At 71.2% G+C, this 24,422-nt stretch carries 27 protein-coding genes and 1 riboswitch; of the genes, 15 read left to right on the forward strand and 12 right to left on the reverse strand.

Annotated elements, in window-relative coordinates:
* The first annotated feature begins 69 nt into the window (after window positions 1-69).
* The 7 genes from RNB18_RS41805 (at window position 70) to RNB18_RS41835 (ending at window position 8,625) form a co-directional block, all read left to right on the forward strand.
* Window positions 70-558, forward strand: coding sequence for an Lrp/AsnC family transcriptional regulator (locus RNB18_RS41805; protein WP_311719337.1), 489 nt, complete (start codon window positions 70-72; stop codon window positions 556-558).
* Between the two features lie 151 nt (window positions 559-709).
* Entirely contained in the window at window positions 710-1,522 is an 813-nt protein-coding gene (ddaH, locus tag RNB18_RS41810) for a dimethylargininase (protein ID WP_311719338.1), read from the forward strand.
* Window positions 1,519-2,739: an ornithine--oxo-acid transaminase gene (gene rocD, locus RNB18_RS41815; RefSeq protein WP_311719339.1), complete on the forward strand. Its 1,221-nt coding sequence runs from the start codon at window positions 1,519-1,521 to the stop codon at window positions 2,737-2,739. Before ddaH ends, rocD begins: the two co-directional genes overlap by 4 nt.
* Window positions 2,740-2,827: 88 nt before the next feature.
* On the forward strand, window positions 2,828-5,260 hold the full coding sequence (locus RNB18_RS41820) for a SpoIIE family protein phosphatase (RefSeq protein ID WP_311719340.1): 2,433 nt from the start codon (window positions 2,828-2,830) through the stop codon (window positions 5,258-5,260).
* A 58-nt stretch (window positions 5,261-5,318) separates the two neighbouring features.
* Window positions 5,319-6,563, forward strand: a complete 1,245-nt coding sequence (locus RNB18_RS41825; protein ID WP_311719342.1) for a PP2C family protein-serine/threonine phosphatase — start codon at window positions 5,319-5,321, stop codon at window positions 6,561-6,563.
* A 236-nt stretch (window positions 6,564-6,799) separates the two neighbouring features.
* Window positions 6,800-7,525 carry a lysophospholipid acyltransferase family protein gene (locus RNB18_RS41830; protein ID WP_266524594.1) on the forward strand — a complete coding sequence of 242 codons (726 nt, stop codon included), beginning with the start codon at window positions 6,800-6,802 and terminating at the stop codon, window positions 7,523-7,525.
* Between the two features lie 74 nt (window positions 7,526-7,599).
* Window positions 7,600-8,625, forward strand: a complete 1,026-nt coding sequence (locus RNB18_RS41835) for an NAD-dependent epimerase/dehydratase family protein (protein WP_394817762.1) — start codon at window positions 7,600-7,602, stop codon at window positions 8,623-8,625.
* 59 nt (window positions 8,626-8,684) lie between these two features.
* Here the strand turns inward: RNB18_RS41835 and RNB18_RS41840 are convergent, their stop codons facing one another.
* The 8 genes from RNB18_RS41840 to RNB18_RS41875 all read right to left on the reverse strand — a co-directional run bounded on the left by RNB18_RS41840 (window position 8,685) and on the right by RNB18_RS41875 (window position 15,715).
* Entirely contained in the window at window positions 8,685-10,298 is a 1,614-nt protein-coding gene (locus RNB18_RS41840; protein ID WP_311719344.1) for an alpha/beta hydrolase, read from the reverse strand.
* A gap of 128 nt (window positions 10,299-10,426) precedes the next feature.
* Window positions 10,427-11,194 carry an urease accessory protein UreD gene (locus RNB18_RS41845; RefSeq protein WP_311719461.1) on the reverse strand — a complete coding sequence of 256 codons (768 nt, stop codon included), beginning with the start codon at window positions 11,192-11,194 and terminating at the stop codon, window positions 10,427-10,429.
* Window positions 11,191-11,868, reverse strand: coding sequence for an urease accessory protein UreG (ureG, locus tag RNB18_RS41850; RefSeq protein WP_311719345.1), 678 nt, complete (start codon window positions 11,866-11,868; stop codon window positions 11,191-11,193). Before ureG ends, RNB18_RS41845 begins: the two co-directional genes overlap by 4 nt.
* A 96-nt stretch (window positions 11,869-11,964) precedes the next feature.
* A complete protein-coding gene (locus RNB18_RS41855) occupies window positions 11,965-12,639 on the reverse strand; it encodes an urease accessory protein UreF (protein ID WP_311719347.1) in 675 nt (224 codons plus the stop codon).
* A complete protein-coding gene (locus RNB18_RS41860) occupies window positions 12,639-14,360 on the reverse strand; it encodes an urease subunit alpha (protein WP_311719348.1) in 1,722 nt (573 codons plus the stop codon). The genes RNB18_RS41855 and RNB18_RS41860 overlap by 1 nt, the downstream gene beginning before the upstream one ends.
* The gene (locus RNB18_RS41865; RefSeq protein ID WP_311719350.1) at window positions 14,353-14,664 is read right to left on the reverse strand and encodes an urease subunit beta; all 312 of its coding nucleotides are present in this window, start codon (window positions 14,662-14,664) and stop codon (window positions 14,353-14,355) included. The genes RNB18_RS41860 and RNB18_RS41865 overlap by 8 nt, the downstream gene beginning before the upstream one ends.
* A 9-nt stretch (window positions 14,665-14,673) precedes the next feature.
* Window positions 14,674-14,976, reverse strand: a complete 303-nt coding sequence (locus RNB18_RS41870) for an urease subunit gamma (RefSeq protein WP_037782101.1) — start codon at window positions 14,974-14,976, stop codon at window positions 14,674-14,676.
* An 88-nt stretch (window positions 14,977-15,064) separates the two neighbouring features.
* Complete coding sequence (locus tag RNB18_RS41875; protein ID WP_311719353.1) at window positions 15,065-15,715, reverse strand: TetR/AcrR family transcriptional regulator; 651 nt, start codon at window positions 15,713-15,715, stop codon at window positions 15,065-15,067.
* Window positions 15,716-15,839: 124 nt separating this feature from the next.
* On the opposite strand from RNB18_RS41875, the gene RNB18_RS41880 reads away from it, so the two are divergent.
* A complete protein-coding gene (locus RNB18_RS41880; RefSeq protein WP_311719354.1) occupies window positions 15,840-16,823 on the forward strand; it encodes an ABC transporter permease in 984 nt (327 codons plus the stop codon).
* A 28-nt stretch (window positions 16,824-16,851) separates the two neighbouring features.
* Here the strand turns inward: RNB18_RS41880 and RNB18_RS41885 are convergent, their stop codons facing one another.
* Window positions 16,852-17,130 carry a type II toxin-antitoxin system Phd/YefM family antitoxin gene (locus RNB18_RS41885; protein WP_311719355.1) on the reverse strand — a complete coding sequence of 93 codons (279 nt, stop codon included), beginning with the start codon at window positions 17,128-17,130 and terminating at the stop codon, window positions 16,852-16,854.
* 70 nt (window positions 17,131-17,200) lie between these two features.
* Between RNB18_RS41885 and RNB18_RS41890 the strand changes: the two genes are divergently transcribed.
* The 4 genes from RNB18_RS41890 to RNB18_RS41905 all read left to right on the forward strand — a co-directional run bounded on the left by RNB18_RS41890 (window position 17,201) and on the right by RNB18_RS41905 (window position 19,871).
* Window positions 17,201-17,836 carry an ATP-dependent Clp protease proteolytic subunit gene (locus RNB18_RS41890; protein ID WP_311719357.1) on the forward strand — a complete coding sequence of 212 codons (636 nt, stop codon included), beginning with the start codon at window positions 17,201-17,203 and terminating at the stop codon, window positions 17,834-17,836.
* A 7-nt stretch (window positions 17,837-17,843) separates the two neighbouring features.
* Window positions 17,844-18,149, forward strand: a complete 306-nt coding sequence (locus tag RNB18_RS41895; protein ID WP_311719358.1) for a hypothetical protein — start codon at window positions 17,844-17,846, stop codon at window positions 18,147-18,149.
* A gap of 415 nt (window positions 18,150-18,564) precedes the next feature.
* Window positions 18,565-18,698, forward strand: a riboswitch (cyclic di-AMP (ydaO/yuaA leader).
* A gap of 3 nt (window positions 18,699-18,701) precedes the next feature.
* Window positions 18,702-19,175, forward strand: coding sequence for a C40 family peptidase (locus RNB18_RS41900; protein ID WP_057610604.1), 474 nt, complete (start codon window positions 18,702-18,704; stop codon window positions 19,173-19,175).
* A 93-nt stretch (window positions 19,176-19,268) separates the two neighbouring features.
* The gene (locus RNB18_RS41905; protein WP_311719359.1) at window positions 19,269-19,871 is read left to right on the forward strand and encodes a DUF6328 family protein; all 603 of its coding nucleotides are present in this window, start codon (window positions 19,269-19,271) and stop codon (window positions 19,869-19,871) included.
* On the opposite strand, the gene RNB18_RS41910 is transcribed toward RNB18_RS41905, so the two are convergent.
* Window positions 19,807-20,427: a LysE family translocator gene (locus RNB18_RS41910; RefSeq protein WP_311719360.1), complete on the reverse strand. Its 621-nt coding sequence runs from the start codon at window positions 20,425-20,427 to the stop codon at window positions 19,807-19,809. The genes RNB18_RS41905 and RNB18_RS41910 overlap by 65 nt on opposite strands.
* Window positions 20,428-20,514: 87 nt before the next feature.
* On the opposite strand from RNB18_RS41910, the gene RNB18_RS41915 reads away from it, so the two are divergent.
* Entirely contained in the window at window positions 20,515-21,429 is a 915-nt protein-coding gene (locus RNB18_RS41915) for a LysR family transcriptional regulator (RefSeq protein WP_311719362.1), read from the forward strand.
* A gap of 6 nt (window positions 21,430-21,435) precedes the next feature.
* Here RNB18_RS41915 and RNB18_RS41920 read toward each other — a convergent pair whose 3' ends face one another.
* Window positions 21,436-21,894: an ATP-binding protein gene (locus RNB18_RS41920; protein ID WP_266524626.1), complete on the reverse strand. Its 459-nt coding sequence runs from the start codon at window positions 21,892-21,894 to the stop codon at window positions 21,436-21,438.
* A gap of 213 nt (window positions 21,895-22,107) precedes the next feature.
* On the opposite strand from RNB18_RS41920, the gene RNB18_RS41925 reads away from it, so the two are divergent.
* Both RNB18_RS41925 and RNB18_RS41930 read left to right on the forward strand, forming a co-directional pair.
* On the forward strand, window positions 22,108-22,968 hold the full coding sequence (locus RNB18_RS41925; protein WP_311719365.1) for a helix-turn-helix domain-containing protein: 861 nt from the start codon (window positions 22,108-22,110) through the stop codon (window positions 22,966-22,968).
* Between the two features lie 9 nt (window positions 22,969-22,977).
* Window positions 22,978-23,199: a DUF397 domain-containing protein gene (locus RNB18_RS41930; RefSeq protein ID WP_311719367.1), complete on the forward strand. Its 222-nt coding sequence runs from the start codon at window positions 22,978-22,980 to the stop codon at window positions 23,197-23,199.
* Window positions 23,200-23,237: 38 nt separating this feature from the next.
* On the opposite strand, the gene RNB18_RS41935 is transcribed toward RNB18_RS41930, so the two are convergent.
* A complete protein-coding gene (locus RNB18_RS41935; RefSeq protein ID WP_311719462.1) occupies window positions 23,238-24,365 on the reverse strand; it encodes an 8-amino-7-oxononanoate synthase in 1,128 nt (375 codons plus the stop codon).
* Between the last annotated feature and the right edge of the window lie 57 nt (window positions 24,366-24,422).

Genomic DNA, 24,422 nt, shown 5'->3' on the forward strand with positions numbered 1-24,422 from the left:
GTGTAGGAGTAATTCGTACGACTGGACACGTGCGGAGGTGTGGACGCCCCCGCTGGATACAGTGCCGACATGAGCAGCAGGACCGTCGCCTTCGACGAGCTGGACCGGAAGATCATCACCGCGCTGATGGCGAACGCGCGGACGTCCTTCGCGGAGATCGGTTCGGCGATCGGGCTGTCGTCCACGGCGGTGAAGCGGCGGGTCGACCGGCTGCGCGAGACCGGGGTCATCACCGGGTTCACGGCCACGGTGGAGCCGTCGGCGCTGGGCTGGCGTACGGAGGCGTACGTCGAGGTGTACTGCGAGGGCGCGGCCCCGCCGCGGCGGCTCGCGGAGGTGGTCCGCAACCATCCGGAGATCACCGCGGCGATGACGGTGACCGGCGGCGCTGACGCCCTGCTCCATGTACGGGCGAGGGACGTGGAGCACTTCGAGGAGGTGCTGGAACGCATTCGCGTGGAGCCGTTCATCCGGAAGACGATCAGCGTGATGGTGCTGTCCCATCTCCTCCCGGAAAGCCCCGAGGCGGGTGCGACCCAGCCTGCACCGGAGGCGTAGCCGCTAAACGCACCAACCGTGCGTTTCACCGGAGGAACACGCAGCATTCCTGCACAGACACGCAATTCTTGTTGCTTGTCGGGCCTGCCACTCGTTTTCTACCTTGGTGTCAACCCTCAGTCGACACCGCAGGAAGCGGAGGAACCCCTCTGTGACCGACTCCCGTGTGCCGCGCCGACGGCGTTTCCTCGTCTGCGAACCCAGACACTTCGCCGTGCAGTACGCGATCAATCCCTGGATGCATCCCGACACCCATGTCGACGTGGACCTGGCGCAGGAGCAGTGGCGGACGCTGATCCGCGCCTATGAGGCCCACGGTCACGACGTCGCGGCCGTGGAACCGGTCCCCGGTCTCCCGGACATGGTCTTCGCCGCGAACTCGGCGGTCGTCGTCGGCGGCCGCGTCTTCGGCTCCCTCTTCCACGCGCCCCAGCGGCGCCCCGAGTCCACGCACTACGACCTGTGGTTCAAGACGGCGGGCTACGACGTCCACCGCCCCGCCGCCGTCTGCGAGGGCGAGGGCGACCTCGTCTGGACGGGCCGGTACGTGCTGGCCGGAACCGGGTTCCGCACCGCCCGGGACGCGCACCGCGAGGTGCAGGAGTTCTTCGGCCACCCGGTGATCAGCCTGACGCTGGTGGACCCGCACTTCTACCACCTGGACACCGCGCTGTTCGTTCTCGACGACGCCAACATCGTGTATTACCCGGAGGCCTTTTCGCCGGGCAGTCGCGAGGTACTCGCACGGCTGTACCCGGACGCGGTGCTCGCGACCCGTGACGACGCGATGGCGTTCGGCCTGAACTCCGTGTCCGACGGCCGGCACGTCTTCATCGCCCCGCAGGCCGAGGCCCTCGCCGTGCGCCTCGACGACCACGGCTATGTCCCCGTCCCCGTCGACCTCTCCGAGTTCCACAAGGCCGGCGGCGGCATCAAGTGCTGCACCCAGGAGATCCGCTCATGACCGCACCCGTAAGCACGCGTTCCTCCGCCGATCTCATCCGTGCCGAGGAGCCGGTCCTCGCGCACAACTACCACCCGCTGCCCGTGGTCGTCGCCCGTGCCGAGGGCACCTGGGTGCAGGACGTGGAGGGCCGCCGCTACCTCGACATGCTGGCCGGCTACTCCGCCCTCAACTTCGGCCACCGCCACCCGGCGCTGATCGAGGCGGCGCACCAGCAGCTGGACCGGCTGACGCTGACGTCCAGGGCCTTCCACAACGACCGGCTCGCCGAGTTCGCGGAGCGCCTGGCCGAGCTGACGGGCCTGGACATGGTGCTGCCGATGAACACCGGCGCGGAGGCGGTGGAGAGCGGCATCAAGGTGGCACGCAAGTGGGCGTACGAGGTCAAGGGCGTCCCGGCCGACCGGGCCACGATCGTGGTGGCGGCGGAGAACTTCCACGGCCGTACGACGACGATCGTGTCGTTCTCCACGGACGAGACGGCCAGGGCGGGCTTCGGCCCCTTCACGCCGGGCTTCCGGATCGTGCCGTACAACGACCTGGCGGCGCTGGAGGCGGCGGTCGACGAGACCACGGCCGCGGTGCTCCTCGAGCCCATCCAGGGCGAGGCGGGCGTGGTCATCCCGGACGACGGCTACCTGACCGGCGTCCGCGAGTTGACCCGCCGCACGGGCTGCCTCTTCATCGCGGACGAGATCCAGTCGGGTCTCGGCCGCACGGGCCGCACCCTCGCCGTGGAGCACGAGGGAGTCGTCCCCGACGTCCTGCTCCTGGGCAAGGCACTGGGCGGCGGCATCGTCCCGGTCTCGGCAGTGGTCGCCCGCCGTGACGTCCTCGCCGTACTGCGCCCGGGCGAACACGGCTCGACGTTCGGCGGCAACCCGCTGGCGGCGGCGGTGGGCACGGCGGTGGTCGAACTCCTGGAAACGGGCGAGTTCCAGCGCCGGGCGGCCGAGCTGGGCACCGTCCTGCGGGACGGCCTGGCGGACCTGGTCGGCAAGGGGGTCGTCGGCTTCCGTGCGCGGGGTCTGTGGGCCGGTGTCGACATCGACCCGTCCCTCGGCACGGGGCGCGAGGTGAGCAAGCTGCTGATGGGCGAGGGCGTCCTGGTCAAGGACACCCACGGCTCGACGATCAGGCTGGCACCGCCACTGACGATCACGGCGGAGGAACTGCAATCGGCACTGGGAGTACTGGAAAAGGTACTCAGTCGCTGACCTACGCAGGGGAGGCACACTCCCGACGTACCGGGTGAAGATGATGCGAAGAGGTGATAGACCACTCTCAGCGACAGAGAGGTCGGCCGTGGGCGCTCAGGAGGAGCACGACACCGCGCGGCACCGGTTCGACGTGGCCGATGCCGCGCCCCTGCTGCTCGACGCCCACGGCACGGTGACCGGCTGGACCAAGGACGCCGAGCGCCTGCTGGACTACCCCGCCACCGAAGCCGTGGGACAGAGCGTCGCAGCCCTTCTCGCCCCCGAGGACGCCCGCCGACTGCCGGAGATCACGGCGCGCTGCCGGACCGACGGCAGCTGGGCGGGGCTGCTGACCGCCCTGCACAGACACGGCCGACCGGTCCCGGTCATGGTCCGGATCACGGTGGCCGACGACTCCGACAACGCGGAACGCTGGCTGGTGCTGCTGTCCGAGATGGCGGAGGCTCCCGGCTGGGACATGAGCCGCCAGGTACTGGAACAGATGGTCACCCGCTCGCCCATCGGCATCGCGATCGTGGACACGGACCTGCGCTGTGTGTGGTCCAACCCGGCCCTGGAACAGTTCGGCAGCGCCCCGGCCCAGCAACGGCTGGGACTGCGGTTCGCGGAGATCCAGCCTGGCCTGGACTCCGAGGCGATAGAGGCGCAGATGCGGCGCGTACTGGAGACCGGTGAACCGGTCGTGGAGTACGAACACGTCGGCCGGGTCCGCTCCGCCCCGCACCGCGAGACCGCGCACACGATGTCGTTCACCCGGATCGACGACGACCGGGGGCACCCGATCGGCGTCTACTACACGGTCGTCGACATCACCGAGCGGCACCGGGCCCGGCAGCGCCTCGCCCTGCTCGACCGGGCCGGCGAGTACATCGGCCGCAGCCTGGACATCCGGCGCACCGCGCAGGAGCTGGCCGACGTGGCCGTACCCGCGCTGGCCGACTACGTCACCGTGGACCTGCTGGAGTCGGTGCTGCGGGGAGCGGAGCCCACCACGCACGTGCCGCTGCTGCGGTCCGGGCAGCAGTCGGTGAACGACGGTGTTCCGGAGGCCGTCGTCGAGGTCGGTGACGTGGCCGCCTACCGGCCCGGGTCGCCCCCGCTGCGCTGTCTCGACTCGGGCGAGCCCTGGCGGGAGGCGCGCCTGGACCCGCTGGCCGCGGAGTGGGCGACCGACATCCCCGGCGGGCGGCAGGCCACCTTTCTGGATCTGGGCCTGCACAGCGTGCTGGTGGTGCCGATCCGCGCCCGGGGCGTCACCCTGGGCGTCACGACCTTCTTCCGCCGGCGCCGCCAGGAACCCTTCGACGCGGACGACCTGAACCTCGCCGAGGATCTCGTCTCGCGGGCGGCCGTCTGCGTGGACAACGCCCGGCGTTACACCCGCGAGCGCGAGGCCGCGCTGGTCCTGCAACGCAGTCTGCTCCCCCACCGGCTGTCCGAGCAGGACGCCGTGGAGGTGAGCGCCTGCTACCGGCCCGCCGACGAGCTGACGGGCCTGGGCGGCGACTGGTACGACCTCATCCAGCTCTCCGGCGCGCGGGTCGCCCTCGTGGTCGGCGAGGTGCCCGGGCACGGCATCGGCGCCGCCGCCTCGATGGGCCGGCTGCGGACCGCCGTACGGACGCTGGCGGCGCTGGATCTGCCGCCCGAGGAGGTGCTGGGTCACCTCGACGACCTGGTCGCCCGGGCGGCGCGCGAGGAGGGTGTGGGGCCGGGGACGGAGGACACCGACAGCGCCCAGGGCTCCGGATGTGTGTACGTCGTCTACGACCCGGTCGACGGGCAGTGCACGATGGCCGCCGCCGGCCATCCCGCGCCCGCCGTGATCCTTCCCGACGGCACGGTCGCCTTCGTGGACCTTCCGCAGGGGCCGTCGCTCGGCGTCGGCGGTCCCCCCTTCGAGTCGGTCGAGATGGCCCTGGCGGCGGGCAGCACGCTCGCACTGCACACCGACGGGCTGCTCGCCCACGGCGAGGAGTGGGCCGTGGACGCGGGCCGGGACCGGCTGCGCCAGGCTCTGGAGAGGTCCGCGCCCACGCTCGACCTGCGCTGCCGGGCCGTGGTCGACGCCCTGGCCCCCGACCGGCCGCACGACGACGTGGCCCTGCTCATGGCCCGCACCCGGCTACTGGGGCCCGACCAGGTCGCGGACTGGGACGTGCCCGTCGACCCGTCACTGGTCGCCGAGGCCCGCAAGACGGCGTCCCGGCAGCTGACGGACTGGGGCCTGGAGGAGTTCGCCTTCACCACGGAACTGGTCGTCAGCGAACTCGTCACCAACGCCATCCGGTACGCGGTCGGCCCGATCCGGCTCCGGCTGATCCGGGGGCGGTCCCTGGTCTGCGAGGTGTTCGACAGCGGCGCCACGGCGCCCCATCTGCGCCACCCGCGCACCACCGACGAGGGCGGCCGGGGGCTGCTGCTGGTCTCCCAGTTCGCCCGGCGCTGGGGCACCCGGTTCGCGCCCGAAGGGAAGATCATCTGGGCCGAGCAGTCCCTCGAGGAACCACCGGACTAACTCCCGACCCGTGCATACCGTGGGAAAATGGTGCGATCCAGGCGGTGAGGCGGCAGCCATGAGCGACAGACCCGGCGACACCGACGCCATCGACTACTCGGCCGTGTTCCAGGCGCTGCCCGGCATGGTCGCGCTGCTCACGCCCGACCTGGTGTACGCCGACGTCAACGAGGAGTTCCTGCGCATGGCCGGGCGCCGGCGCGAGGAGATCGTGGGCCGCTATCTCTTCGACGTCTTCCCGGACAACCCGAACGACCCCGCGGCGACCGGTATGCGCAATCTGGCCGCCTCCCTGCGCCGAGTACTGGAGACCGGAGAGCGCGACTCCATGGCCCTTCAGAGGTACGACGTCGAGGCACCCGATCGGCCGGGGGAATGGGAGGAGCGGTACTGGAGCCCCTGCAACGCCCCCCTCCTCGGCACGGACGGCAAGGTCGAGCTGCTCGTGCACCGGGTCGAGGAGGTCACCGAGCTGATCCGGGCCCGCGGCGGCCCGAGCGCCGACCGGAACCGGGTCCTGGAGGCCGAGCTGTACACCCGCGCCCGTGAACTCCAGGAGGTCAACGAACGGTTGCGGACGGCTCACGCCCGTGACCGCGAGGTCGCGCTGACGCTCCAGGAGGCCATGCTGCCCGCCGGCCGGCAGACGTTGCACCACAGGGCCGCCGTGCGCTACCGGCCCGCGGTCGGCACGCTGAACGTGTGCGGGGACTGGTACGACCTCGTCGACCTGGTGGGCGGCCACCGCGTCGGTGTCTCGGTCGGTGACGTGGTGGGCCACGGGCTTTCGGCCGCCGGGGTGATGGGCCAGCTGCGCAGCGCCCTGAGCGCGGCCTCCCGGGTGGCCGGGGGCCCGGCCGAGGCCCTGGACGTGCTGGGCCGGTACGCCCACGTCGTGGACGGCGCCGAGTCGGCGACCGCGGTCACCACGTTCATCGACCTCGACCACGGCACCCTCACCTACAGCAGCGCCGGGCATCCACCGCCGATGCTGGTGCACCCCGACGGCCGGGTGGAGTGTCTGGACAAGGCGACCGACCCACCGCTCGACGCCTTTCCCGACCCGATGCCCCGGGTGCAGGCCGCGACCACCTTCACCAGCGGCGCCACCCTCGCTCTGTACACCGACGGCCTGGTGGAGCGGCGCCGCGAGGACATCGACACCGGGCTCGCCCGGCTCGCCGACTCCCTCGCCCGGCACCGCGAGGAGGACCCCGAGACCCTCGCGGACGCGGTTCTGCTGGAGCTGCTCCCGCCCGGCGGCGCCACGGACGACACGGCGCTGGTCATCGTACGGCTTTGAACGCGACAGGATCCCGCTCGGGAATCAAGAGCGGCCCGTTGGCCGACCACCCCCGCGGTTCACGCCACAGCTCCTGGTCGGGTTGCCGCGCTCCGCCCGCCGGCACCAAGCTGGTCCGGCGTTCGGCACTGTTCCGGCCGTCGTGCCCTGCGCCTACACTGACAGCCCCGCCTCACGCCGGTTGACCAGCCAGAACGCGGAGTTGAGCCGTCCGCCCGACCGAGGAGCGCCCCCTCTTGTTCTACTACCTGCTCAAATACGTGCTGTTGGGGCCGTTGCTGAGACTGGTCTTCCGGCCCCGAATTGAGGGTCTTGAGCACATCCCGGAGTCAGGTGCGGCCATCGTCGCCGGCAATCACCTGTCCTTCTCCGACCACTTCCTGATGCCCGCGGTGCTCAAGCGGCGCATCACCTTCCTGGCGAAGGCCGAGTACTTCACCGGCCCCGGCATCAAGGGCCGGCTGACTGCCTTCTTCTTCCGCAGCGCCGGGCAGATCCCGGTCGACCGCTCCGGCAAGGAAGCAGGCCAGGCCGCCATCCGCGAGGGTCTCGGCGTACTGCGCAAGGACGAACTGCTCGGCATCTACCCGGAGGGCACCCGCTCCCACGACGGCCGCCTCTACAAGGGCAAGGTCGGCGTCGCGGTGATGGCGCTCAAGGCCCAGGTGCCGGTGATCCCCTGCGCGATGATCGGCACCTTCGAGGCGCAGCCGCCCGGCAAGGTCATCCCCAACGTTCACCCGGTGGTGATCCGCTTCGGCAAGCCGTTGGACTTCTCCCGCTACGCCGGGATGGAGAACGAGAAGGCGATCCTGCGGGCCATCACCGACGAGATCATGTACGCCATCCTCAAGCTGTCCGACCAGGAGTACGTCGACCAGTACGCGGCCGTGGTGAAGGCGGAGGAGACCGCCGCGCGCCGGGAGAAGGAGCGCAAGTTCCCCCGGATTCCGCTGAGCTGAGGTCTGCCGTCGGCAGAACCCCCTGGAGGAACCGGAGTTGACCGCCGTACGGTCGCCGCATGACACGACGTGCTGTGGTGATCGGAGCGACGGGACAGATCGGGCGGGTGGCCGTGGGCGCGCTGGCCCGGGACGGCTGGGAGGTGACGGCCGTCTCCCGGGGCGGCGGACGGGACGAGAGCTGGCCCGCGCAGGTGCGTACCGCGCGGGCCGACCGGGCGGACGACTCGGCCCTGGCCGCCGCGGTGGGCGACGGCTGCGAGGTCCTGGTGGACATGGTCGCCTACGGACCCGCACACGCAGGGCAGTTGGTGTCGCTGGCCGACCGGGTGGGCTCGGCGGTGGTGATCTCCAGCGTGTCGGTGTACGAGGACGACAAGGGCCGCAGCTTCGACACCCAGGGCGAGCCGGAGGGCTTCCCCGAGTTCCCGGTGCGGGCGACGGAGGACCAGCGGACGATCGCGCCCGGCGAGGCCTCCTACAGCACCCGCAAGGCCGGCCTGGAGGGTGAACTCCTCGCCGCGGGCGACCGGTTGCCCACGACACTGCTGCGTGCCGGAGCGATCCACGGACCGCACTGCCAGACCCCGCGCGAGCTGTACTTCGTCAAACGCAACCTGGACGGCCGGCCTCGGCGGCTCCTGCCGTACGGTGGCATGAGCCGCTTTCACCCGGCGAACGTCCACAACATCGCCGAACTCGTCCGGCTGGCCGCCGCGAAGCCCGGCAGCAGGGCCCTGAACGCCGTGGACCCGGACGCCCCGACGGTGGCGGAGATCGCCGCCGCGATCGACTCGGTGATGGGCGTCGAGACGGAGAGCGTGCTGATCGACGGTCCACCGCCCTCGCCGACCGTGGGGGACACGCCGTGGTCGGTGCCGGTGCCGGTCGTCTTCGACATGTCCGCCGCCGAACGGGAGTTGGGGTACCGACCAGTGGTGGCGCGGTACGCGGACCGGCTGCCGGAGACCGTCGCCTGGATCGAGCGGCAGCTGGCCGGCAAGGACTGGCGGGAGGCGTACCCGAAAATGTTCCAGACCTACGGCGACCTCTTCGACTACGCGGCGGAGGACGCGTATCTCGACTCGCTCGGCGCATGAGAATCGGCGCATGAGAAAAGGCGGCCGGTGGCTCCGGCCGCCTTGTCCCGTGGTACGTGCTACGGCTTGGGCGTGGCGTGCGGGGTGCACGTCACGTCGGCCTTGTCCAGCTTGCCGGTGAGCAGGTAGGCGTCGACCCGCGGGTTGATGCACGGGTTGACCAGACCGGTCACGCCGTGGGAGCCCGCGTCCTTCTCGGTGATCAGGCGGGAGCCCTTGAAGCGCTTGTGCAGTTCGACGCCGCCCTCGTACGGGGTGGCCGCGTCACGCTCGGACTGCACGATGAGCACGCCCGGCAGGCCCTTGCCGGTGCGGACCTCGACCGGGGTCTGCTGCTTGACCGGCCAGGTGGCGCACGGCAGGTTCAGCCAGGCGTTGGCCCAGGTCATGAACGGGTACTTCTTGTTGAGCGCGGTGTTGTCCTGGTCCCACTTCGTCCAGCTGGTGGGCCACTTGGCGTCGGTGCACTCGACGGCCGTGTAGACGGCGTTGCCGTTCTCCGAGGAGATGTTGCCCGCGGTGTCCGACAGGTCCGGCGCGGCCGCGTCGACGAGCGCCTGGGTGTCACCGGCGACGTACTTGCTGAACACCGTCGCGACCGGCACCCACGAGGAGTCGTAGTACGGGGCGCTCTGGAAGAAGCCGATCAGTTCGGCCGGGCCGACGACCCCGCCGATGGGGTTCTTCTTGGCGGTGGCGCGCAGTTCGAGCCACTTCGCCTCGACCGCGGCCCGGGTGGTGCCGAGGTGGAAGGCGGCGTCGTTGGCGGCGACCCAGTCCTCCCAGTCCTTCCAGCGGCCCTCGAAGGCGATGTCCTGGTCGAGGTTGGCCTCGTACCAGATCTTCTGCCGGGACGGGTTGACGACGCTGTCGACGACCATGCGGCGGACGTGACCTGGGTACATCGTGCCGTAGACGGCGCCGATGTAGGTGCCGTAGGAGACGCCCAGGTAGTTGAGCTTCTTCTCGCCGAGTGCGGCGCGGATGACGTCCAGGTCGCGCACGGTGTTGGGCGTGGTCATCTGCGCGAGCATCGCCTTGCCGGTGCGCTCGGCGCAGCCCTCGGCGTACTCACGGGCCAGCTTGCGCTGGGCGCGCTTGTCGGCCTCGGAGTCCGGCACCGGGTCCATCTTGGGCGCCTTCACGAACTCCTGCGGGTCCATGCAGGAGATGGGCGCGGAGTGGCCGACACCGCGCGGGTCGAAGCCCACGAAGTCGTACGCCTTGGCCGCGTTGGCCCAGATCGGGTTCTTGGTCGTGACGCGGAGCGGGAAGCGCATGCCGGAGCCACCGGGTCCGCCCGGGTTGTAGACGAGGGCGCCCTGACGCTCCGCCGTGGTGCCGGTGTTGCCGATGTGGTCGACGGCGAGCTTGATCTGCTTGCCGTTCGGCTTGGTGTAGTCCAGCGGCACGCTGACCCAGCCGCACTGCACGGGCTTCGCGATCCCCCAGTCGGCGGGGCAGTCGGCCCAGTCGATCCCGGCCTTCGCAGCACGGGCGGCGGCGATCGCGGCACCGATGGACGCACGGTCCTGTCCGTGCCGGCTCGCGCCGGCCTGCGTGTTGGCGCCGGACGCGGGTGCCGCGACGGCACCGGATATGAGTGTGGCCGTGATGAGCACTCCGGCCGAACCGAGTGCGGTCGTCCGCCACTTCGGTCTCGTCTCCCTCAAGAGGGATCCCTCCCCGTACGTCGTTTCGATTCGTACGGGGATCCTCCTGGCTATGGAGACTCTGTGAACAGGGGATGCGCCTCTTCTTTGCCAATCCGATAAACGGAAGGGGTCGTTCGCTGGGCGGACTAGGCGTTAAGGGCCGCCAGCGCCTCGTCCAGCACCCGGCGCAGCAGCAGGGCGTCCGGGGCCACGGCGGTGACGAGCGCGGCGGGACCTGCCAACGGTACGACGATGGCGCCCTGGCCGAGCACCTGTGCCGTCACCGGCTCCTCGGCGAACTCCGGTCGTACGACGAGAAGTTGACCGACGGCTCGATGTCCCGCGAGCACGGCCGGCCCGTCCCAGCCACCCGGCGCCCCGGGCCCGCAGGCCAGCTCCTGATCGAGCACGGTGCGTCCCACGACACGCAGCACGAGCCGGCTGCTGAGCCTCCCGGGCTCCTCCCCCGCCCGCCCGAGGACCTGCTCCTCGCGCAGCACGAGCCGACTCGTCGCCCCGAGGTCGATCCGCGTGGTCACACACAGATCGCTGCCACCGGCGGAGATCAACTGCTCGGGCAGCCAGTGAAGTTCGCCCCCGTCGGCGACGGTGAGCCGGACGTCGTAGCGGGCCTCGCCCTTGGTCTGCCCCGGCAGGGCGATGGTGGCCGCGGCCGATCCGAGGCGCAGTCGCGCGCCTTCCCGGATGTCGGCCTCCACGGTGAAGTGGTCGCCGCCGAGGGGTCCGCTCATCGCGCCGACGAGCATGACCCGCGTCTCGGCACCGCTCCCCCGGGTCCGCCGCAGCGCCAGCGGCCCGTCGCTCTCCAGCACGGGCAGGGCCGTACCGCCGCGCCCGTCGTCCCGCGCGACGATCCGCGCGGTGGCGCGTACCCCGGCCCCGGGCGGGGTCATGCCGTCCACGCGGCGAGTTGTGCCCGGACCCAGTCGGCGACGTCCGTGACGCCGGCCTCGCTGCGCAGCGACTGGAGGACGACCGGTAGTTCGGCCCGCTGGGCCTTGGCGTCGGCGGCCATCCGCGCGAGGTCGGAGCCGACGTACGGGGCCAGGTCGGTCTTGTTGACGATGAGCAGGTCGGCGGTGGTGACGCCGGGGCCGCCCTTCCTCGGGATGTCGTCTCCTCCCGCCACGTCGATGACGAAGATCTGCGCGTCGACGAGCCCCTTGGAGAAGGTGGCGGTGAGGTTGTCGCCGCCGCTCTCCACGAGGATGAGGTCAAGGGGGCCGACCTCGTCCTCCAGGTCCTCGACGGCTTCGAGGTTGGCGGAGATGTCGTCCCGGATCGCGGTGTGCGGACAGGCGCCGGTCTCCACCGCGGTGATCCGCTCGGGCGGCAGCACGGCTTCCCTCAGCAGGAACTCTGCGTCCTCACGGGTGTAGATGTCGTTGGTGACGACGGCGAGGGACAGTTCGTCGCGCAGGGCACGGCAGAGGGCGGCGACGGTGGCGGTCTTGCCGGAGCCGACGGGGCCGCCCAAGCCGATACGCAGGGCTCGGTGGGAGCCGTCCGGGCGGTGGGCGTCGGCGCTCACTGCGGCGGGGCCGTCATGGGGATGGTCGAGGTGCATGTGCGGCTCCTAGGGGGTTCGTGGTCGGGTGCGGGTGCGTGGGGGCTGGTCGCGCAGTTCCCCGCGCCCCTGAAAGCAGTGGGTCTCGTCAGCCCTCTATGACGCGAACAGGCGTACTGGCCATGCCGCGTGTAGCTCCGCCCCGATCTCCAGCAGTGGTGCCGAGGCCGCGGGCAACGCGTCGGCCCCCTCGTCGACGGCTCTGCGAGCGGCTTCCACCGCCTGGTCCGCGACGCGGTCCAACTCCGGTGCCAGCCGGGCCAGTGCACCCGTCGCATCGAAGGGATCGAGACTCAGCAGCCTCACCGTCGCCGACGCCGGCCCGCTCACGCTCTCGTACGCCGCGCAGTACGCCGCGTCCACGGCCTCGAGGCCCGCCGCCCGAGCGGTCAGCCCCAGCACGACGGGCTGGTGGGCACCCTTGGGGAACTCCCGTGCCACCGCGTCGAGTTCAGCGGACGGCCAGGTCGCCCGGGCGGCCCGCATCAGCTGCCGCCCCAGCTTCCGCGCGGCGACCCGCAGTGCGGGCGACGGCGTACGCGCGTCCGCGGCCGCGTCCAGCTCCGAGGGAGACACGCCGAGCACGGCCGCCGCGGCCAGCGCGGCCGACACCAGCCCCGTCGTGTGCAGCCGCCCCCGGCAGAAGGACTCCAGACTCTCCGCCCCGGTGATCCGCCCCGCCTTGACGGCCGCCTCGGCCCCGCCGGAGTGTGCGTGTCCTCCGGCGGGGAACCGGCCGTCGGCCAGGACCAGAAGTGCAGCCCTGGACATCAGAAGAGGAAGTAACGCTGGGCCATGGGCAGTTCGGCTGCCGGCGTGGCCTCCACCAGTTCCCCGTCGATGTGTACGGCGAAGCTGTCGGGGTCGACCCGTACGTCGGGCCGCGCGTCGTTCTCCCGCATGTCGGCCTTGGTGACCCCGCGCGTCGACTCGATGGCCACGAACCGCTTCCCGAGCTGGAGCCGCTCCGGCAGCCCGTCCTCGATGGCGAGGGGCGCCACGAAGTTGAAGGAGTTGGACGCGGGAGCCCGCCCGATCGCCCCGTACATCGGCCGGGGAAGGATCGGCTGCGGGGTCGGAATCGAAGCGTTCGCGTCGCCCATCTGAGCGTAGGCGATCTGCCCGCCCTTGATCACCAGATGCGGCTTGACGCCGAAGAACGCGGGCTCCCACAGCACCAGGTCGGCCAGCTTGCCCGTCTCCACCGAGCCCACCTCGTGAGCGAGCCCCTGAGCGACGGCGGGGTTGATCGTGTACTTGGCGACATAGCGCCGTACGCGATGGTTGTCGGCGCGCCCGTCCCCAGGCAGCGCACCCCGGCGCCGCTTCATGACGTGCGCGGTCTGCCAGGTCCGCATGATGACCTCACCCACCCGCCCCATGGCCTGGGCGTCGGAGGAGATGATCGAGATGGCGCCCAGGTCGTGCAGGATGTCCTCGGCGCCGATGGTCGTGGGCCGGATGCGGGACTCGGCGAAGGCCAGGTCCTCGGGCACCGCCGCGTTGAGGTGGTGGCACACCATCAGCATGTCGAGGTGTTCCTCGGCGGTGTTGACGGTGAAGGGGCGGGTGGGGTTCGTCGAGCTGGGCAGCACGTGCGGCTGGGAGACCACGGTCATGATGTCCGGAGCGTGCCCGCCGCCCGCGCCCTCGGTGTGGTAGGCGTGGATGCCCCGCCCGGCGATCGCGGCGAGTGTGTCGCCCACGAAACCGGCCTCGTTGAGGGTGTCCGTGTGGATGGCGACCTGGATGCCGGTCCGCTCGGCGACGGTCAGCGAGGCGTCGATGACGGCGGGGGTCGATCCCCAGTCCTCGTGCAGCTTCAGGCCGAGGGCGCCCCCGCGGATCTGCGACAGCATCGCCTCGTGCGAGACGGTGTTGCCCTTGCCGAGGAAGCCGATGTTGAGCGGGTACTGCTCCATCGCCTCCAGCATCCGGGCGAGGTGCCAAGGGCCGGGGGTGACGGTGGTGGCCTTGGAGCCCTCGGCGGGGCCGGTGCCGCCGCCGACCAGGGTGGTCACCCCGGACGCCAGCGCCTCGTCGGCGATCTGCGGGCAGATGAAGTGGACGTGCGCGTCGATGGCGCCTGCGGTCAGGATCCGGCCGTTGCCCGCGATGATCTCGGTCTCCGGGCCGATCACCAGGTCCGGGTGGACCCCGTCCATGGTGTCGGGGTTGCCCGCCTTGCCGATGCCGGTGATCCGGCCGTCGCGGATGCCGACGTCGGCCTTCACCACACCCCAGTGGTCGACGACGACCGCACCCGTGATGACGGTGTCCGGGGTGCCTTCCGCGCGCGTGGCACGCGACTGGCCCATCGACTCGCGGATGACCTTGCCGCCGCCGAACACGGCCTCGTCACCGGCGAGTCCGGGACCGCCGGAACGATCCTCCTCGACCTCGATCAGCAGCTCGGTGTCGGCGAGCCGGATGCGGTCGCCGGTGGTCGGGCCGAACAGGTCGGCGTAGGCGGCACGAGAGATCTCAGGCATCGAGGGCACCTCCGGTCTCCCCGCGCAGCCCCGGCACCACGCGGGCGCCGGTGAGCGGGACGAGTTCCACCTCGGCAGGGATGCCGGGCTCGAAGCGCACGGCGGTGCCGGCGGCGACGTTCAGCCGCTTGCCGCGCGCGGCGCCGTGGTCGAACTCCAGGCCCGGGTTGGCCTCGGCGAAGTGGTAGTGGGAACCGACCTGGACAGGACGGTCGGCGGCGTTGAGGACGGTCAGCCGGGTGACCTCGCGGCCCTCGTTGTAGGCGATCGGCCCGTCGGCGAAGAGGATCTCTCCGGGAATCATCGGGGCCCCTCAGACGATCGGGTCGTGGACGGTGACGAGCTTGGTGCCGTCCGGGAAGGTCGCCTCGACCTGGACGTCATGGATCATCTCGGGGATGCCCTCCATGACGTCGTCCCGGGTGAGCAGCTTGCGCCCGGAGGCCATGAGCTCGGCGACGGTACGGCCGTCACGCGCGCCTTCGAGGATGTGCGACGTGATGAGGGCGACCGCCTCGGGGTGGTTGAGCCTGAGCCCGCGGGCCCGGCGCTTTTCGGCCACGTCGGCCGCCACATGGATCAGCAGCCTCTCTTGCTCGTGCGGGGTCAGTTGCACGTCCCACCTCACAGTCCTCGCTCCGGACCGTGCGGGGTCCGGCTGCCGCAGCCCCGGGGCAAAGTCCCTGGTGGCGTGGATCCGCAGGCTAGTTGGATCCGGTTTCAGGCACGTTAACCAAGCTGTGATCCCGCATACTCATCAACGCCCGTAGACCGTCCCCCAGGGCCTTGGCGGGCGTCGGTCCGAACAGGGCCTGCTGGGCGAGGAAGCCCATCGCGGCCGCCATCATCGTGCGCGCCACGTCCTCCGGGGCCACGTCCGGCCGCATGATTCCGGCCTCCTGATACGCCCCGACGATCCGCGTCCAGGTCTCGCGCACGGCGCCGTAGCCCTCGCGCAGGAGGGCCGCGAGCTCGTCGTTGCGGAGGGTCTCGGTCCACACCTGGACCACCAGCCGCGGGAACGCCGGCCGCCCGTCCACGGTCAGGGACTCCTTGGTGGCGAGGACGCGGCTGAGCACGGACGCCACCAGGAGGTCCGGAGGCGGGGGCGGGCTGCTGCGGGTCGCCTCCTCGAACCCCTCGTGGACCTGTCCGAGCACCTCCCCGACGATCGCGCCGATGAGCTCCTCCTTGCCGCTGAAGTAGCGGTACACGGCCCCGGCCGAGAGGTCGACCTCCTTCAGGACGTCCTGCATGGACGTGGCGTGGAAGCCGTTGCGGGCGAAGCAGACCGCGGCGCCGTCGAGGATCTGCCGGCGCCGGGCGTCGAGGTGTGCCTGGGATACGCGAGCCATGGCGACAAACTAAAACGAACATTCCTTCTTGACAAGGCGCGGCAACGGCGGGACGGTGTGGACCGAAGCCAAAACGAACGATCCTTCTTTTTAACGGGACCACCAGGTTCCGGAGAGGACCCTCATGTCCACCCGTCGCACGATCGCGGTCGTCGTCCTCGTGCCGCTGCTCGCCGCCCTGGCACTGTGGGCCTTCGCCTGGCCCGCCGCCCGCACCGCCCCTCGCGACCTGCCGCTCGGCGTGGCCGGGCCGGCCGCCGCGACCGCGCAGACGGAGAAGCAGCTGCGGCAGCACGAGGGAGCGTTCGAGATCCATCACTACGCCGACGAGGCGGCCGCGCGGGCGGCGATCGAGGACCGGACCGTATACGGCGCGGTCGTCGTGACCGCGCAGGGCCCGGAGCTCCTCACGGCGTCGGCCGCGAGCCCGGTCGTGGCCCAGCTCCTCCAGCAGGCCGTGGGCCGGCAGGCCGTCGCGAGCGGCGCCGAGGTGAGGACGGTGGACGTCGTCCCCGCCCCGGCGTCCGACCCGAGGGGGGCGGCTCTGAACAGCTCCGTGCTGCCGCTGACCCTCGCCGGGATCATCGCGGGCGCCATGGTGACGTTTCTCGGGCTGCGCGGATTCCGCGCGGTGACCGCGCTGGTCGTCAGCGCCGGGCTGGTGGGCGTCCTGGCGGCCGCACTGGCCCACAGCTGGCTCGGCGTCCTGACCGGGAACTGGTGGGCGGAGGCCGGGACGTTCGCGCTGTCGAGCCTGGCGGTGAGCGCGGCCGTGGCGGGACTCGCCGCCCTCGTCGGTCCCGCGGGGATCGGCGTGGTCGCGTTCCTGGTGATGTTCCTCGGCAACCCGTTCTCGGGTGCCGCCACGGCCCCGCAGCTGCTGCCCGACCCTGTCGGCACGATCGGCCAGTGGCTGCCCCCGGGCGCGAGCGCGGCCCTGCTGCGCTCGGTGTCGTTCTTCGACGGGGCCGCGGCGGTCGGGCCCGTCCTGACCCTCACCTGGTGGGCGGCGCTGGGCCTGGGCGCCGTGATCCTCGGGAACGCACTGAAGGCGCGGGCGAAGGGCACCACGCCTGCCACCCAGCGCGAACTCACCTCCGTCGGCTGACCGACCCCGCTCTTCCGCGCCCGCGTCGCTACGAGGCGCCGGTCCCCCGGTGATGCGCCGCGATACCGAACCGCTGCTGTTCGCGGGGAGCGGACGCGACCTCCCGCACGGTCGAGACCGCGCTGACCACCTGCTCCTCGACGGGCTCCTGGAGCCCCTCCAGCTGTTCGAGGTCGGCCGCGGAGACCAGGGCGACCAGCGGCTTTCCATGCCGCGTGACGACGACGCGCTCACCGCCGTACACCACCCGGTTGATCAGGTCGGCGAGTTCAGCCCTGGCTTGCGTCACCGGAATCTCGTAGGCCATACCCCCATCATAACGTCACGTACGTCCTGTACATTTTTTACAGACAGCCTGCCGCGAGGAGGGGTACGCCATGACCCGACCGACCGCCCGTTACGTGCTGCCGGAATTCCACGAGCGCACGAGTTCCGGGCAGAAGACGATGGATCCGTACTCGAAGCTGCTGGAGGAGCGGATCGTCTTCCTCGGGACCCGGATCGACGACATCTCGGCGAACGATCTGATGGCGCAGTTCATGTACCTCGAGTACCAGGACCCGGACCGGGACATCTCGCTGTACATCAACTCCCCCGGCGGCTCGTTCAGCGCGATGTCGGCGCTCTACGACACGATGCAGTACGTCAGTTGTGACGTGGAGACGACGTGCCTCGGGCAGGCCGGTTCCTCCGCGGCCGTGCTGCTGGCCGCCGGCACCCCCGGCAAGCGTTCCGTGCTGCCGGGCGCGCGGGTGGTGATCCACCAGCCCGCGCTGAGCGAGCCGGTGCAGGGGCAGGCCAGCGATCTGGCCATCCAGGCCGACGAACTGACCCGGGTGCGGGCCTGCCTGGAGGAGATGCTCGTCCGGCACACCGGGCGCAGCGCCGAGCAGGTGAGCGTGGACATCGAGCGGGACAAGATCCTGGACGCGCAGGGCGCCCTGGACTACGGCCTCGCGGACGCGATCGTCCCGAGCCGCAAGTCCTCGCGCACCACGCCGGACGCGAGGTGAGCCGTAGATGGTGCCGGACCTTCCACCGCTGCCCGCGCTCACACGCGCCGAGGGCGAGCTGATCGACCGTTATCTCGACGTGGTCGACCTGCTGGGCCGGATCAACCCGGCCCGGCGCGAGGACACCTATGGCGGACTGCGCGCGGCGCAGGCGCTGGTGAGCAGGGCGACCGAGCTGCGCGACGCGCTCGTGCTGATGCACGGCCGTGGTGAGCGCGAGCTGCACGCCGCGACGCTGGCACGAGCTCTTCGGGTTCTGGACGGAGAGCGGCGCACGTCCCGGGTCACCGTGCCCCCCGAATCCGGCAATTGACGCACCGACAGCATTTCCGGGCGTCCCGCGGTCTGACGGGACGTCCGGAGGGCCTTTGAAACGGACCAAACGACGTACCACCATTTGCAGGAGGCGCGGCTCCTTTTTCAGGACCCCCGGAGTTGCACAACGCGCGTAGTACGGGAGCGGAATGAGGAGTTCCTGTGCTGGTCCGGGGGCCTTCGGGGCCCTCGACACCCCTTCGTTCGAAGACGTGTCCACCCGAACGGGTGAGTGGTGAGTAACAACACAAACCCCCGGTTCCGTTGGGTTTTTGGGACATCCGTGCGCCAAGATCCCTGACTGACGACAAGCCCCCGCCGCAGCGGCGGGGCGGTCCGGGCGGACGCCGAGTCCTGCCGCCGCCCGGATGACCGGTCGACAGAAGTGGATCGGCAGGAGTGGAGGACCCAGGCACGACGGGTCGCCGGAACGGTCACGCCATGACCGGGCCGAGCAGCCCTTGGGGTGAAGCCGCGTCAGCGGCCGGGCAACTTCGCCAGCCCGAATCCGACAGGTCATCCTTCACAGGCGGCTGACGAAGGGTTGCGCATGACTGCGCTCAATCGTGTCCCGTCGCTGATGGTCCGGGCCGGTACGGCCTCGGCCTTCGCCATCGCCGCCGTGGGCGGCTCCGTCGTGGTCCCGGGTGTCGCAGCCGACGCCGCCGCCGCGACGCCGGCGACGAAGGCACTCAAGGTCGCGGCTTCCAAGAAGGGCTCGCCGTACAAGTACGGCGCCACGGGGCCCCGCCGCTTCGACTGCTCAGGGCTCACGCTGTACTCGTTCAAGAAGGCGGGCAAGAAGCTCCCTCGTACGGCGGCCCAGCAGTACAACAAGACCCGCCACATCGGCGCCGGCAGCCGTAAGGCCGGCGACCTGGTGTTCTTCCACTCGGGTTCGAGCGTCTACCACGTCGGCATCTACGCCGGGAAGGGAAAGATCTGGCACGCCCCGAAGACCGGGGACGTGGTGAGGCTGCAGAAGATCTGGACGAAGAGCGTCTGGTACGGCCGGGTCAAGTGACGCCCCGAGGGGGTGGTGGCGACCTGACCTCCCGCCGCCCCCTCGGGTCCCCCGGCACGCGTGACACGGGCTCAGGTGGTTACCCGTGGCGTCATGGCCGACCACCGCCCGTGCACCGCCCGCAACGAGACGCCGCTGGAGCGCGCCGACCGCAACTTCGGCGAGCTGCTCCAGGAACTGCGCGTCACCCAGACCGGGGTGCAGATCCTCTTCGCCTTCCTGCTGACCCTGGCCTTCACCCAGCGCTTCCCGTCCCTCGACACCTTCCAGCGCGCCACGTACGTCACCACGCTGCTCCTCGCGGTACTCGCGGCGGCCCTGTTCACCGCGCCCGCCGCCCTGCACCGCTCGCTCTTCCAACGCGGCGCCAAGGCCCGCATCGTGCAGGTCTCCTCCCGGCTGGCCACGGTCGGCATGGGGGTTCTGGTGCTCGCGTTCACCGGGTCGGTACTGCTCGTGGTGGACGTGACGACGGGCCGGGCCGGCGGAGTGGCCGCGGGCGCGGCGACCCTGCTGGTGTGCCTGGGCCTGTGGGGACTGCTCCCCCGGCTGGTCCGGCGGGCGGGACTCGCCGAGGAACGCAGGACGGCACAGCCGCACCCGGCGCCTCCGTCCGCGAAGCGCGAGGTGGTCAGGCCGCGAGCAGCGGCTCGGCCAGGAGCATCACCCCGAGAACCGTCAACGCGCCTGCGGTGACCCCGGCGACGGCCCGGGCCGCCCGCGGCCGGCGCAGCCACCGCCCCAGCCGGTCCACGAGCACGGCCACCGCCGGGAACCACACCAGCGCGAGAACGACCACGATCAGCGCGAGCGGCAGCGTCCCGGGCAGCGCGGAGCTTCCCTGGGGCACGAACTGCGGCAGCAGACTGAGGAAGGTGATGGGGACCTTGGGATTGAGTGCGTTGGTGACGAACCCCTGCCGCAGGGGGTGTACCGCCGCGCCGGCCTCGACGACGGTCTCCGTGCGTGTCCGCCGCAGGTCCAGCAAGGTCCGTACGCCCAGGTACAACACATAACCCCCGCCCAGCAGTTGAAGCGCCCGGAACAGCGCGGGCACGGCCGTGAGCACCGCGGCGACGCCGGCCACCGCGAGCGCCGTGTGGACCAGTAGCCCGCCCACGACGCCGAGCGCGCAGGCGACCCCGGCCCGGCGGGAGACCAGGGCGTTGCGTACGACGACGGTGAAGTCGGCGCCCGGCATGGCGACCATGCCGGCGGCGACCCCGGTGAAGGCGATGATCTGTCCGTCCATGCGGACCAGCCTGCCGCGAGAGAGCCTTCAGCAGGTATGTCGAATAACCTGGGTTTCCCTTAAGCACTCCTTTAGGCAGGCCTCGGTATGTACGACCCGGTCCGGCTCGCCGCCCTGGTCGCCGTCGCGGAGGCGGGCTCGATCACCCGGGCCGCCGAACGCCTCGGCTACACCCCGCCCGCGCTCTCCCAGCAGCTGGCCAAGCTGGAGCGGGAGGCGGGTACCGCTCTTCTCGTACGGCATCACCGCGGCGCGCGGCTCACCGGTGCGGGTGAGTTGCTGGTGGCGCGGGCCCGGCGGGTGCTGGACGAGCTGGACCGGGCCCGGCATGAGCTCGCCCGGCTGACCGGCCTGGCGGGCGGCACGCTCAGGCTGGGCACCTTCCAGACGGCGGGCATTCAGCTGCTGCCGCCGGTGCTGAGCACGTTCCGCCGGACGTACCCGGACGTGGAGCTGTCGGTCGCCTTCCACGAACCCACGGCCGGGATCACCGCGGTGGCGGCCGGCGAGATCGACCTGGCGCTGACGCACGCCTACGAGCCGGGCGAGCCCCCCTCCCTCCCGGCCACCCTGAGCTCGGAGCCGCTGCTGACCGAGGAGCTGGTCCTCGTGACGGCCCCCGGACATGCCCTCGCGGGCGGCTCGACGCGGCTGCCGCTGGCGGAGCTCGCTGGTGAGCCGCTGATCAGCATGGCGCCGGATCATCCGGCCCGGCGGGAGGTGGAAGCGGTGCTGGCCCGGTCCGGGGCCACGCCGTCGGTGCTGGTGGCGACCCCGGGATACGCCCTGGTGTGCGCGCTGGCCAGCGCGGGGCTCGGGGTCGGGGTGGTGCCGGAGATGGTGGCCCGGACGGCGGCCACTCCGGTGGGCACGCGACTGCTGGAGGCCGGCGCGTTGCGCCGTACGATCTCGGTCGTCCACCGGACCGGCGAGGCGGCACCTGCGGCGGACGCCTTCCGGGCGCTGCTGCGGGGGGCGTTCGGCCGCGCGCGGCCGGTATGAGCTCTGCTACGGCTCCTGCTGCCCCGCCGCCGTGACCGGCTGCACCGGTACCGTCCACGGGAGTTCGATGGAGACGGTCTTGCCGCCTTCCCTGGTGGGCCTGACTCTCAGCTTGCCGCCGCACTCGGCGGCGAGCCAGCGGATGATCACCATCCCCCGTCCGTTGTCCTGCTGGACCGCGGCCGGAAGGCGCTTGGGGAAGCGGGGGTGGCTGTCGGTCACCCCGATGCGCAGGTGTTCGTCACGGTCCAGCTCGATGTCCACCGTGAAGGTGGGTGACTGACCGAAGGTGTGCTGTACGGCGTTGGTGGTGAGTTCGGAGACGATGAGCCGGACGGTCTCGGCGGCGTCCGTGGTGGACGGCAGCCCCCACTCCGCCAGTGTGCTCAGGACATAGGTGCGGGCCGCGGAGACCGAAGCGGGTTCGCTCGGCAGGGTGACGGATGCTTCCAGGTGGTCTGCCATGGCGACGTCGTCCCTTTCCCACGGGACCGAAGCCCGACACGGTGCGGAGGGTTCGAGTACGGTCCCGGACTGGTGGTTCTTCGTCAGAGTGCCATTACCGAGGCCGTGACGAGTGCCGATCCACCAAGATGTGCATATATCTGTCGCTCAAAGCGGTGAACTCTGCGACGCGAGACCGTATTTGGGCGGCTCGTAAGGAGTAAGGAGTAACCCATGCAGCACGGTCCCGCGGTGCGCCGCCGGAAACTGGGCGCCGAACTGCGCGCGCTGCGCACGAGTGCGGGGCTCACCAGCGGTGAGGCGGCCCGGCTCGTGGGCTGGCACCAGTCGAAGGTGAGCCGCATCGAGACCGGAGCCAGCGGGGTGAAACCGGCCGATGTGCGATTACTCCTCGACGCCTACCGCGTGGGGGACGCGAATCTGCGGGAACTGCTGCTGGTATTGGCGGGCTCCGACGAGACCGGTGGCCGGCACCACTGGTGGCACGCGTACCGCGGTGTCCTGCCGCCGACCTACCGGGACTTCATCAGCCTGGAGTCCCAGGCGAGCGCGATGCGCACGCTGGAGACCTCGGTCGTGCCCGGGCTGCTCCAGACGCCCGAGTACGCCCGAGCGGTGACCCGGGCCGCGGTGGACGGCCTCGACGACGAACGTCTCGACGCGCTGGTCGAGGTCCGGCTGGCCCGGCAGGACATCCTCCGTGCGCAGCCGCCACTGGAGTTGAGCGCCGTACTCGACGAGGCGGTGCTGCGGCGGGAGGTCGGCGGTCCCGAGGTGATGGGCCGGCAGCTGAAGAGACTCCTGGAGGCGGCGCGGCTGCCCCAAGTGCGGCTGCAGGTACTGCCGTTCACGGCCGGGGCGCATGTGGGCATCACCGGGCCTTTCGTAATCTTCTCATTTTCGCGCACTTCTGATCTGGATGTGGTTGTTCTCGACCACTTGACGAGTAGCCTCTATCTCGAGCGGAAAGAAGACCTCCAGGCCTACACCGAGGCCTTCAACACCCTTCAGATCCACGCCCTTTCGCCCGAGGACTCGTTGGATTACCTCGCCGGGATGGGTGACGGCGCGTAAGGAGGCACCATGTCTGCACCGCCTCGGAACGTAATCTCCAGTACCGAACTGCCCGAGGTGCGCTGGCTGCGCAGCAGCTACAGCACCGGAGCGAACAACTGCGTCGAGACGGCGAGGCCGTCGGCCGGGCCATGTGCCGGGCTGCTCGCCGTACGCGACTCCAAGAATCCGGACGGACCCGCGCTGCTCTTCTCCCCCGAGAGCTGGGCGGGCTTCACGGCCGGGTTCTGACCGTCAGTCCACCAGGAGCACGGCCGTGTCACGCCGACTCATGGTCGTGTTTCGCCGATCACACGCACAGCGCGTTCGATCTGCTCCTCGGAGAGGTCCGCGCGGGCGGTCAGCCTGAGCCGTGAGATGCCGTCGGGCACGGAAGGGGGCCGGAAACAGCCCACGAAGAGCCCGGCGGCACGGCAGTCGGCCGACCACTGAACGGCCTCCTCCGGGGAGGGTGCGCGCACCGAGACCACCGCGGCGTCCGGACGTACCGCTTCCAGACCCGCGGCGGTCAGGCGTGCGTGCAGTCCGGTCGCCACCTCGCGCGCGCGTGCGGCCCGCTCGGGCTCACGGCCGAGCAGCCGCAGGGCAGCGAGGGCGGCTCCCGCCGACGCGGGGGCCAGGCCGGTGTCGAAGATGAACGTCCGCGCCGCGTTGACCAGGTGCTCGACGACCCGTGCGGGGCCGAGGACGGCACCGCCCTGGCTGCCGAGCGACTTGGACAGCGTGACCGTGACGACCACGTCGTCGGCGCCCGCGAGTCCCGCGGCGTACGGGGCCCCGCGGCCGCCGGCGCCGAGCACCCCCAGGCCGTGGGCGTCGTCGACGACCAGGCCCGCGCCGTACTCCCGGCACGCCCCGGCGAGACCGGCCAGGGGCGCCGCGTCGCCGTCGACCGAGAAGACCGTGTCGGACACGGCGACGGCGGGCCCTTCGTGCGTACCGAGCGCCTTGCGCACCGCGTCCGGGTCGGCGTGCGCGACGACCTGCGTCGTACCGCGGGCCAGCCGGCAGCCGTCGATGAGTGAGGCGTGGTTGCCCGCGTCGGAGACGATCAGCGAGCCGTGCGGCGCGAGCGCGGTGACGGCGGCCAGGTTCGCCGCGTATCCGGAGGAGAAGACGAGCGCCGCCTCGAAGCCGCAGAAGTCGGCCAGCTCGCGTTCGAGTTCGGCGTGCAGCTCGGTGGTGCCGGTGACGAGCCGGGACCCGGTCGCACCGCCGCCCCAGGTCCGCGCGGCGGCCGCGGCGCCCTCGACGACCTCGGGATGGCGGGCCAGGCCCAGGTAGTCGTTGCTCGCGAGATCGAGCAGCGGCGAGTCGGCCGGACGCGGCCGCAGTGTCCGCACGAGTCCGGCCCGCCGACGCGCCGCCGCCTGCTCGTCGATCCAGCCGAACGCCATGGGGTCCTCCGGGGCCTTTGTAGACAACGGACAGACCCTAGCGGCAGCAAACGCTAC

It is taken from the genome of Streptomyces doebereineriae (assembly GCF_031845645.1).
GTDB classification, from domain to species: domain Bacteria; phylum Actinomycetota; class Actinomycetes; order Streptomycetales; family Streptomycetaceae; genus Streptomyces; species Streptomyces canus.

Excerpts from the sequence above, each read along its gene's own strand:
- RNB18_RS41805 (WP_311719337.1), top strand. The coding sequence starts at position 70 with ATGAGCAGCAGGACCGTCGCCTTCGACGAGCTGGACCGGAAGATCATC.
- rocD (WP_311719339.1), top strand. The coding sequence starts at position 1,519 with ATGACCGCACCCGTAAGCACGCGTTCCTCCGCCGATCTCATCCGTGCC.
- RNB18_RS41825 (WP_311719342.1), top strand. The coding sequence starts at position 5,319 with ATGAGCGACAGACCCGGCGACACCGACGCCATCGACTACTCGGCCGTG.
- RNB18_RS41845 (WP_311719461.1), bottom strand. The coding sequence starts at position 11,194 with ATGACCCCGCCCGGGGCCGGGGTACGCGCCACCGCGCGGATCGTCGCG.
- ureG (WP_311719345.1), bottom strand. The coding sequence starts at position 11,868 with ATGCACCTCGACCATCCCCATGACGGCCCCGCCGCAGTGAGCGCCGAC.
- RNB18_RS41855 (WP_311719347.1), bottom strand. The coding sequence starts at position 12,639 with ATGTCCAGGGCTGCACTTCTGGTCCTGGCCGACGGCCGGTTCCCCGCC.
- RNB18_RS41860 (WP_311719348.1), bottom strand. The coding sequence starts at position 14,360 with ATGCCTGAGATCTCTCGTGCCGCCTACGCCGACCTGTTCGGCCCGACC.
- RNB18_RS41865 (WP_311719350.1), bottom strand. The coding sequence starts at position 14,664 with ATGATTCCCGGAGAGATCCTCTTCGCCGACGGGCCGATCGCCTACAAC.
- RNB18_RS41875 (WP_311719353.1), bottom strand. The coding sequence starts at position 15,715 with ATGGCTCGCGTATCCCAGGCACACCTCGACGCCCGGCGCCGGCAGATC.
- RNB18_RS41880 (WP_311719354.1), top strand. The coding sequence starts at position 15,840 with ATGTCCACCCGTCGCACGATCGCGGTCGTCGTCCTCGTGCCGCTGCTC.
- RNB18_RS41885 (WP_311719355.1), bottom strand. The coding sequence starts at position 17,130 with ATGGCCTACGAGATTCCGGTGACGCAAGCCAGGGCTGAACTCGCCGAC.
- RNB18_RS41890 (WP_311719357.1), top strand. The coding sequence starts at position 17,201 with ATGACCCGACCGACCGCCCGTTACGTGCTGCCGGAATTCCACGAGCGC.
- RNB18_RS41895 (WP_311719358.1), top strand. The coding sequence starts at position 17,844 with ATGGTGCCGGACCTTCCACCGCTGCCCGCGCTCACACGCGCCGAGGGC.
- RNB18_RS41900 (WP_057610604.1), top strand. The coding sequence starts at position 18,702 with ATGACTGCGCTCAATCGTGTCCCGTCGCTGATGGTCCGGGCCGGTACG.
- RNB18_RS41905 (WP_311719359.1), top strand. The coding sequence starts at position 19,269 with ATGGCCGACCACCGCCCGTGCACCGCCCGCAACGAGACGCCGCTGGAG.
- RNB18_RS41910 (WP_311719360.1), bottom strand. The coding sequence starts at position 20,427 with ATGGACGGACAGATCATCGCCTTCACCGGGGTCGCCGCCGGCATGGTC.
- RNB18_RS41915 (WP_311719362.1), top strand. The coding sequence starts at position 20,515 with ATGTACGACCCGGTCCGGCTCGCCGCCCTGGTCGCCGTCGCGGAGGCG.
- RNB18_RS41920 (WP_266524626.1), bottom strand. The coding sequence starts at position 21,894 with ATGGCAGACCACCTGGAAGCATCCGTCACCCTGCCGAGCGAACCCGCT.
- RNB18_RS41925 (WP_311719365.1), top strand. The coding sequence starts at position 22,108 with ATGCAGCACGGTCCCGCGGTGCGCCGCCGGAAACTGGGCGCCGAACTG.
- RNB18_RS41930 (WP_311719367.1), top strand. The coding sequence starts at position 22,978 with ATGTCTGCACCGCCTCGGAACGTAATCTCCAGTACCGAACTGCCCGAG.
- RNB18_RS41935 (WP_311719462.1), bottom strand. The coding sequence starts at position 24,365 with ATGGCGTTCGGCTGGATCGACGAGCAGGCGGCGGCGCGTCGGCGGGCC.